This window comes from Pallidibacillus pasinlerensis (assembly GCF_009996845.1).
In the GTDB taxonomy this organism is placed as follows: Bacteria; Bacillota; Bacilli; order Bacillales; family Caldibacillaceae; genus Pallidibacillus; species Pallidibacillus pasinlerensis.
Map to the genome: position 1 here is coordinate 1 of NZ_JAACYS010000095.1, position 9,129 is coordinate 9,129.

At 34.2% G+C, this 9,129-nt stretch carries 8 protein-coding genes, 1 pseudogene and 2 riboswitches; of the genes and pseudogenes, 4 read left to right on the top strand and 5 right to left on the bottom strand.

All coding sequences use genetic code 11. The features are described from left to right. Nucleotides 1–40: 40 nt before the first annotated feature. Nucleotides 41–1,294, top strand: a complete 1,254-nt coding sequence (locus GW534_RS14820) for a TraB/GumN family protein (protein WP_161921765.1) — start codon at nucleotides 41–43, stop codon at nucleotides 1,292–1,294. 55 nt (nucleotides 1,295–1,349) lie between these two features. On the opposite strand, the gene GW534_RS14825 is transcribed toward GW534_RS14820, so the two are convergent. Beyond that, complete coding sequence (locus tag GW534_RS14825) at nucleotides 1,350–2,471, bottom strand: C40 family peptidase (RefSeq protein ID WP_161921766.1); 1,122 nt, start codon at nucleotides 2,469–2,471, stop codon at nucleotides 1,350–1,352. 248 nt (nucleotides 2,472–2,719) lie between these two features. On the opposite strand from GW534_RS14825, the gene GW534_RS14830 reads away from it, so the two are divergent. The 3 genes and pseudogenes from GW534_RS14830 (at nucleotide 2,720) to GW534_RS14840 (ending at nucleotide 4,411) form a co-directional block, all read left to right on the top strand. Continuing rightward, nucleotides 2,720–3,349: a TetR/AcrR family transcriptional regulator gene (locus GW534_RS14830; protein WP_161921767.1), complete on the top strand. Its 630-nt coding sequence runs from the start codon at nucleotides 2,720–2,722 to the stop codon at nucleotides 3,347–3,349. A 23-nt stretch (nucleotides 3,350–3,372) separates the two neighbouring features. After that, nucleotides 3,373–3,780: a Spx/MgsR family RNA polymerase-binding regulatory protein gene (locus tag GW534_RS14835; protein ID WP_161921768.1), complete on the top strand. Its 408-nt coding sequence runs from the start codon at nucleotides 3,373–3,375 to the stop codon at nucleotides 3,778–3,780. 104 nt (nucleotides 3,781–3,884) lie between these two features. Further along, nucleotides 3,885–4,411, top strand: a pseudogene (locus GW534_RS14840) (DUF3231 family protein). Between the two features lie 51 nt (nucleotides 4,412–4,462). Here GW534_RS14840 and GW534_RS14845 read toward each other — a convergent pair. The 4 genes from GW534_RS14845 to GW534_RS14860 form a co-directional block, all read right to left on the bottom strand. After that, entirely contained in the window at nucleotides 4,463–5,725 is a 1,263-nt protein-coding gene (locus GW534_RS14845; RefSeq protein ID WP_161921769.1) for a C40 family peptidase, read from the bottom strand. Between the two features lie 267 nt (nucleotides 5,726–5,992). Further along, nucleotides 5,993–6,448, bottom strand: a complete 456-nt coding sequence (locus tag GW534_RS14850; RefSeq protein WP_161921770.1) for a DinB family protein — start codon at nucleotides 6,446–6,448, stop codon at nucleotides 5,993–5,995. Nucleotides 6,449–6,622: 174 nt separating this feature from the next. Then, nucleotides 6,623–7,576 (bottom strand): ATP-grasp domain-containing protein, encoded by a 954-nt coding sequence (locus tag GW534_RS14855; RefSeq protein WP_161921771.1) that lies wholly within the window; start codon nucleotides 7,574–7,576, stop codon nucleotides 6,623–6,625. 15 nt (nucleotides 7,577–7,591) lie between these two features. Continuing rightward, the gene (locus GW534_RS14860) at nucleotides 7,592–8,641 is read right to left on the bottom strand and encodes an LLM class flavin-dependent oxidoreductase (RefSeq protein ID WP_161921772.1); all 1,050 of its coding nucleotides are present in this window, start codon (nucleotides 8,639–8,641) and stop codon (nucleotides 7,592–7,594) included. Nucleotides 8,642–8,721: 80 nt separating this feature from the next. Beyond that, nucleotides 8,722–8,834: riboswitch (SAM riboswitch) on the bottom strand. A 128-nt stretch (nucleotides 8,835–8,962) separates the two neighbouring features. Further along, a riboswitch (SAM riboswitch) is annotated at nucleotides 8,963–9,073 on the top strand. The last annotated feature ends 56 nt before the right edge of the window (nucleotides 9,074–9,129 follow it).

Consider the following 9,129-nt stretch of genomic DNA (forward strand, 5'->3'; position numbering starts at 1 on the left):
CTTTTTTTAGAATACTCAAAAACAAATACTGGAGGATCATATGAAACAACGACTTTTTTTAGTACTTTTAATGTTTTTATGTGCCGTTACCATGTTCAGCTGTCAAGCAGCAGATACGGTAACCTTTGAAGATGAAAATCTTGAACAAGCCATTCGTGAGCAAATCGATAAAAAGAATGGTGATTTAACAAAATCGGATTTGGAAAACATTATCGCGTTAGACCTTGCCAATCAAGGTATCAAATCACTCGACGGAATTGACGTAATCGAATCTTTAGAAATTTTATCCGTTGCCGGCAATGAGATTACTGATTTCACTATTTTGAAAGAATTAGAAAATTTGGAAGAAGTCATTGTAACTGGTAATCCATTTTCGAATGATTCAGAGCAACTTACCATATTAGAAGAATTACGATCCAAAGGAATTATTGTTATCGGTCCGAAGGAAGAAGTTGTCGGAAGCCCTGATGGTCCAGCAGGATTTTTATGGAAAGTTGAAAATGGAGATACGACTGTTTATTTACAAGGAACCATTCACGTTGGTAAGGAAGGCCTTTTTCCATTAAATGAAAAGATTGAAAATGCTTATAAGGAAGCAGATGTCGTTTCCCCGGAAATTGATATCGTCAATTTTGATTTGTTTGAGATGCAATCCATTATGATGAATATGGGCACGTATCAAGATGGTACGACAATTAAAGATCATATTCCAGAAGATTTATATAAAAAATTGGAAAAGAAATTATCCGAACTAGGAATGCCACTAGCACTTATGGAAGAATACAAACCGTGGCTAATCGCTCAAACAATTGAATCTTTATTACTATTACAAGGTGATTTTATTGAAGGTGTAGATGAGTACTTTTTAACACGTGCCCATGAAGATGGAAAAGAAGTTATTCCATTAGAAACACCCGAGGATCAGTTTGCAATTTTTGCTAATACTACTGAAGAATATCAAATCGACATGTTAGAAGCTTCGTTAGAGTTAACAGCAGAAGAATATGCCGAACAAATTAATGCAATGTTAAACATTTATATGGATGGCGACCAGGAAAAATTACTGCAATTAGCTACCGATGATAGTCGGGATGCCACTGAAAACGATATTGCTTTTATGAGAGCATTAAATGATGATCGTAATTATGGCATGGCCGAAAAAATTATGGAGTTTCTTGAAAGTGGTGAAGATAAAACGTACTTTGTCTTCGTCGGTTCACTCCATTTTATATTGGAACCTCACATTATCTCAATATTAGAAGAAAATGGATATACGGTAGAACCGTTATTGTAAGTAAAAAGAGTCTGAACTAAATTAGGTCAGACTCTTTTTTTAGTTTACTATTTTATTAGTTAATTACACGTCTAACGTGACCTTTAAACTTGCCTGCCCAATAACCGCTAGTCATATCAGCAATTGCAACACCTGTTGAACTTTGAGAACCGATGAATTTACCATTTCCTAAGTAAATACCAACGTGACCATTCTTTTTATACGTATCAAAGAATACTAAGTCCCCTGGTCGCATTTCACTAGTTGAAATCTTTGTACCTTTTGTAGATTGTACAGATGTTGATCTGCCAATTGAAATACCAGCTTGTTGGAATACCCAACTTACAAATCCAGAACAGTCAAAACGTCCTCTTGCTGGATCTGCATCACCAAAGCTGTATACGGAATTACCAATAAAACGATTACCGACAGATGTTACGATACTAATTGCATCACCGTTTACTGGAGCTGAATCAGAACCTGAAGACTTCACACTATTATTACTTGAGCTTGTTACTTGTGCAACCGCACGGCTAGCTTCTGCAATAAGTTCAGCTTGACGTGCTCTTTCTTTTTCAATTAATAACTGTTGCTCTTCATTAGAAAGTTGTTCTTTTAAAGCCATCGCTTGTGCTTTTTGTTCTTCAGTATAAGCTTTCATTCCTTCAATTTCTACTTTTAAATCATTTAAAGAAGCTAGTTTTTCCTCAGCAGAAGTTTCTTTTTCTTGTAAATCTTTCTTCGCTTCTTCTTGTTGTCGAATTAAATCTTGATCTGCTTTAGTAATTGTCGCAATCGCATTTGCACGTCCAATAAAGTCTTCAAAATTAGATGCACCTAATAATACATCTAAATAATCTACTAAACTATTACCTGCTTGTATGGAACGAAGACGATTTTTAATTAGTTCATCGCGAACTTCCATTTCCGCAACAAGAACTTCAATTTCTTCTTTTAATTTATTAATTTCTTCTTGCGTACTTTTTATATCATTTTCAGTTTTAATCATTGTTTGTTCGTTTTCTTTAATTGCTTCTTCCAATTGTTGTATACGTTTATCTACTTCAGATTGTTTCTGTTGATTATCTTTTATCTTTTGTTCTATTTGAGTCGATGTATTTGCATATGTAGGTACACTAGGGATTACTGTAGTTCCTATAATGATAGTTGCACCTAATATAGTAATAGCCTTTTTCATGAAAAAATCCACCTTTTATATTACTTTTGAGACAATACTATTGTATACATTACAGATTGCAGTTCAACAACAATAATATTACAAAAATATTTCAACATACCATATGAATTCTAAATATATTGATATTAATTCAAAATATAATAATCATGACAATCTGTCACAAAAAAGCGTTGACAAATGACACATTGTCATCTAATATAAAATTAGTGTATGACAGGTTGTCATTTATACATAATTGGAGGATACATATGCCAAAACAGACCTTTTTTAATTTGTCTGAGGAAAAAAGACAATCTCTAATTGCGGCAGCAGAAAAGGAATTTTCAAGAGTACCATTAGTGAAAGCCTCTGTTTCCAATATTATTAAAATGGCGGGAATTCCAAGAGGAAGTTTCTATCAATACTTTGAGAATATCGAAGATCTCTATCATTATTTAGTCGATCTCGAAACACAAAAACGAAAAAAACTATTTATAAACTATTTAAAAAAACATAATGGCGATATTATTTCAGCAGCCACAGAATTGTATAAAAATTTCCTTGAAGAAATGCCCGATGAAAATGAACTTAACTTTTTTAAGTTTGCCATGTTAAATGTCACACATCGTGTTGAAACTTCTTTGACTAATTTCTTAGTAGATCAGATGGACCGAAAACAATATGATGAAATTATCAGCCTAGTTGATAAAGATTTATTAAACATTACGAACGATGACGAGATCTTCCATTGTATTAATATCGTAACATCTGTTGCCTTGCGTAATTTTATTGAAAAATTCACAAAGGAATTGTCAGACGAAGAAGCAATTAAAAACTTTACCGTTGACATGAATTTATTAAAACACGGTCTATATAAAAGCGAAGGTGAGCACGTATAAAAATAGAAAAAGGAGATATTTCTATGACTGTAACAATTTATGGAATGGCAAGTTCATCAAATCGGAAAGCTAAACAATGGTTAGAACAACAAGGAATTCCGTATGTTGAACGGAACATTTTAAAACAACCACTTACAAAAAGTGAATTACAAAATATTTTACGCTTGACGGTTGATGGAACAGATGAAATTATCTCAACCCGCTCTAAGCATTTTAAGAAATTAAATTTATCTCTCGATGATCTTTCCCTGAACGAATTGCTTACATATATTCATCAAAACCCAAGAATTTTAAAAACACCGATCATTATTGATGATAAACGGATTCAAGTTGGTTTTCGTGAAGAAGAATTAAGACAATTTATCCCGAGAGAAAAAAGAAAATACCAATGGTTAAAATGGCAGTCTGAAAAACTAGGATTTGCTGATTAACATTAAAAACCTCCCATTAAAAAACGGAATCACAATGATTTCGTTTTTATTTTTTATCTATGCTTCATTAATTATTGAGTAAACTAAAAATGTCAGAATAACAAATGTTGGGAGGGTTGCACAAGGTAATTTTAAGTGGAAATCCTAAAGATGAGCCGATGCACTATGGTGAAGTGTTTTCTATTTGGACTTACCTTTTTACAACTAAAGCTTGTGTTGCAGCATACTAAACAATGTTAAATCATGCTGTTGACAAGGAGTTAAGAAATTTACTTGAGGAATCAATTAGTAGTAGTAAAGAAGAACTAGCTGAAGTAGAGACATTATTAAAAGAAAATGGTGTCGGTCACCCCCCTACACCACCTGAACGACCAGTTGCTTCCTTGGAAGAAATCCCAGTTGGTGCAAGGTTTCTAGATAACGAAATTGCAGGCAAACTTTCTGCAGATACCGCTGCTGGACTTATAAGCTGCAGTACAATTATGGGTCAAGCGATACGGGAAGATATCGCCATGTTATCCCTCAATTCCATGGTAAAAAAGCAATATTAGGTGGAAAGGTACTTCGACCGAATAAAGAAAAAGGTTGGCTCGTTCCAACACCATTACACTTAAACAAAAAAGAAACTTAAAAAAGCTTTCCAAAAAAAATTTTTTTGGAAAGCTTTTTTAACTATATGCATTTATTTTATTATACGACGAACGTGTCCACTAAATTTGTCTTTATAATAGCCACTTGTCATATCAGCAATCCCTACACCTCTACTTTGGGAACCGATAAATTTACCGTTTCCAAGATAGATACCAACATGACCATTTTTCTTATATGTATCAAAGAACACTAGATCACCAGGGCGCATATCATTGACTGAAACTTTTGTTCCCTCTGTACTTAAGGATGATGTTGATCTTCCGATAGAATAGCCAGCTTGTTTAAATGCCCAGTTAACAAATCCAGAACAGTCAAAATAACCATTTACAGGGTCTTGAGCACCCCAAACATAAACGGAATTGCCAATATATTTCATTCCAACAGATGTAACAATAGAAATTGCATCACTTGCACTTGCAGATGGCGTAGAACTAGAATCTTTAATTTGTGTAGATTTTTTATTTGCTTTTGATGACTTAGAAGAAGAAGTCGATTCACCTGATTGTGTTGATTGCTCTTGTGATGCTTGTACTTGAGCTTGAGCTTGAGCTTGTGGTTGAGCTTGTGTTTGTGTTTGTGCTTGAGCTTGTGTTTGTGCTTGAGCTAATGCTCTTGCAAGTTCTTCTTCCATTGCTCGTCTTTCAGCTTCTTCAGCTTCACGCTTTTCTCTTAATAAATCATCTTCTTCATTTTCTAATTGCTGTTTAAGGGCTTCAGCCTGTGCCTTTTGTTCAGCGGTTGTAGCTACCATACCCTCTAATTCTACTTTTTTATCATTTAAAGATGTTAACTTGTCTTGAGCTTCTTTTTCATTTTCAGCAAGTAATTGCGCATCTTTTTTCTGTTCTTCTATTAAATTTTGGTCAGCCTCAATAATTTTTGAAACAGCATTCGTACGGCCAATTAATTCAGTGAAATTTGTCGAACGGAAAATAACTTCTAAATAAGCTTGACTACCTCCATTTTGTTGCATAAGTCGAAGGCGTTCTTTAATAAGTTCATTCCGCTCTTCCATTTTCTTTTCAATTGCCGCTTTATCAGCATTCAGCTGATCAATTTCCTCTTGTGTAACTTTAATGTCTTTTTCGGTAGCTGCGATTATTTTTTCGTTTTCTTTTATTGCATTTTCAATTAATGCAATTTGTTGCTCAACTCTAGCTTGTTCTTGACGATTTTCTTCTATTTTTAATTGAATTTCTGACGATGATCTTTCTGCTAATACTGGCGTTGCAGTTGTATATAATCCTGTTCCAAAAATTAATGTAGCTCCTAGAACAGCTATTGACTTTTTCAAGCAAAATCACACCTTTTTCCCTATCTTTTGACATTTCTAACTAACATTCTACAAATCTATTTTGTCTATTTGATTACCACAATATTACAATTATGTTTCAAATTTCCCATTCCGATTGTAACATAGTTTTTTCATCCCGAAAAAAATTTATCGCTCCAAATCATAAAAATAAAAAAGACCAATTCCTCACTAGTACTAGCGGATAGAATTGATCCTTGTTCATTTACAGAAAATTACTTTCTTAATATAACTTATTCAATTCATATTTTATTCTGTTTCTAAAATTTGTTTCATTAATTTTAATTTACCGATTGTCTCTGCTTCACGATGGGCTAACATAATTAACAAATCACCATGGGTTTCCACAGAGCCATTTGGAACTTTGAACTTTACATCGGATTTCCAAAACAATTCGCTAAATTCATTCACACGATTTTGTTGGTGAACTAAATCTGCATGCAATTGTTCTAAAGTTGGTGGCTCAATTTTCCAATCTGAAACCGAAACATCACCACTAAAAAGTTCTGCGTATTCTTTCGGTAATTGCTGAGTGTCTTTTGAGACAAATAAAAACTTTTCTGTCATCACTAACACATTTCCAATATGCCAACGAATCGTTTGATCAAAATATTTTGATTGCTTGTCAGCTAACACTTCATTTAAATCTTCTATATATGTAAGTAATGACGTTCTAGCCAAATTAAACTGTTTTAACATTTCCATAAAACATTCCTCCTTCTATTTCTTAGTCAATAGTATAGAGGAATTACCCTTCGTTTCAAAGTTTTAACGATTTAAAAGTTTAGTCCAGAAATTTAGAATTTAGAAAAAAATAAAGAGGCTGTTTTACGCAGCCTCCTTGAAAAAAAATCATTTTTTCACTATAAGATACAAAGCTTACACTAGCGCTTCTTTTTTTAGTTTTTCTAACTCCTCACCTAGGAATTTCGCCACTTCTAACATGCCAAATTTCCCACTTCTAGCCTCTGCTTCGCTATTATAGTTTGTATTCGTATTAATATCGTAAGTATAAATATTTCCGTCTTTATCTTTAATAAATTCAATTCCTGCCACTTTAATGCCGTTTGCTTGTAAAACTTGTTCATATTTTTCAAGAATCGGATCATAAAACCCTTCTTGAATTTCAAACATTGGCCGGACATTACTTTCTTCACCAACTGGACAAAATAAATCATCAATACGACAGGCATCAGCCGGGCATAATTCAAATCCGTCGGATGTATCGACACGAACAGCATACAAGAATTCCCCATTTACAAACTCACAACGAGTTATATAACTTTCTGGAGATTCAATATATTGTTGAATAAGCGTAATTCCATCCACCGGTTCTTCAAATTGATCACTTTCTACATAATCACGTAACGCTTCAACAGATGAAAATAATTGCACACCTAATCCTTTTCCGGCACGGTTATGTTTCGTTATAAATTTTTCACCTTCAAATGCCTTCGCAGCTTCAATAATTTGTTCCTTACCAACAGCAACAATCGTTTTTGGAGTTTTAACGCCATATTTCTCTAACTCTAAATATTGACGTACTTTACTAACCTCTAATTGCAAGGCACCACTACCATTAATTACTTTTCTCCCATGATGTTCTAGCCAAGCTAAAACTGCATGGGCAAGCTCAGGTGAAAAACGGTGTCCTCGCGTATGACTCGAAGCGCTCATTCGACTGTAAAAAATCCCTTCAGGTGGAGTTTGTGATAAATCAACTTTCCCTTCCCCTAAATGCCAATCTTCGTAAGGTATGTTTAATTCATCTAGTCGTTTAAACAAATGTTCTGTCCATTCATGGTTTTCATGGATTACATATACTTTCGCCATATTCCTATCCCCTTTTTATTTCGTTAATGCGCCACGTAATTCTTCCACTTTCGGCATAACTTCTTTTGCAAAACGCTCCATTTCCTCTAGTTGAGGTGAAGATTGTAATAGTAGTAAGTTTACACCCGCTTCTTCATATTCTAAAATTCGTTTTGCAATTTGTTCTGGAGTTCCAACAAGGTTCGGTCGTAATCCCCGGTTTGAAACGGAATAATCTTGCAGTTGTAATTTTTGTTCCAGTTTTGATTTTGTCGTAAAATCTTTAAATCCAGCATAACCACTCATATCTTTTACCGCCGTAATGCGCTCTAATTCAGCAAGGGCTTCTTCTTCCGTATCACGGCAAATGACGTACGCTGCCATTCCAAAGGTTTCAAGTGGCTCCTTCCCTGCTTCTTCTCGCCGTTTTTTCATATCTTCAATTTTTGCTTTCACTTCATCAACGGTACCACCATGCATCACGTATGCATCGCAATAATTGGAAATTACTTGTTTTCCTTTTTCACTTTCCCCACCGGCATACAGTTTAATTGTCGGTTTTTGTACTGGTTTCGGGAAAAGATGGGTGTTTTCAACTTCATAAAATTTCCCTTTATATGAGAACGTTTCTTCTGTCCATAATCCTTTTAATATTTCAACAAATTCAGCTGTACGATCGTATCGTTCTTCATGAGAAGTAAAGTCACCGCCATATTGTTTCGCTTCTTCTTCCCACCAACCGGATACGACATTTAACGTAAAACGACCATTACTAATATGATCAATTGTCGCTGCCCGTTTAGCTGTTACAGCTGGATTATGATAAATCGGGCGAATCGCTTGAATGATTTCAATCTTTTCAGTATCTGCAGCTAATGCAGCAGACAGTGCCCAACCTTCTAACGTACCTTTTTTAACACCTTTAATGTCATTTAAATATAATTCTAAAATTAACGTTGCTTCATAACCCCATTTTTCTGCTGATTGAATTACTTTCTTTGTGTATTCAAAGGTTGTTGGCATATTTTCATCTTCCACATTTCGTAGCCACCCCCCAAATACAGGCATCCAAAATCCATATTTCATACAAAATCCCTTCTTTCTTTTTATTAAAATAAAAAACTCTTTTCTGATAAGAAAAGAGTCTAGTATTTAACAAACTTCTCTTCTTATCTTTCAAGCTATTAGCTTGATGGATTTAGCACAGTATTCTAAAAAAACAAAGAACCTGTTGCTGAGGCTTCACTGGGCCATGTCCCTCCACCTCTCTCGATAAGAATATCAATATTCACTTGGTTGATTGCTATAATAAAATATATTTTTCGAAATGTCAATAAAATAATTCTTATTATTCCCACTTGACTTATCGGTTTTTTACGTATACAATTATTTGCAAATTTAATAATTTTCTTATCAAGAGAAGCCGAAGGAACTGGCCTGATGACGCTTCAGCAACCTCTGAATAAATTTCAGAAAGGTGCTAAATCCAGCAAGAAATTTTTTCTTGGGAGATAAGAAAGGATTTGAAATTACGTTCAATCATCCTCTTTTCTCTTAAAGAAAAGGGGATTTTT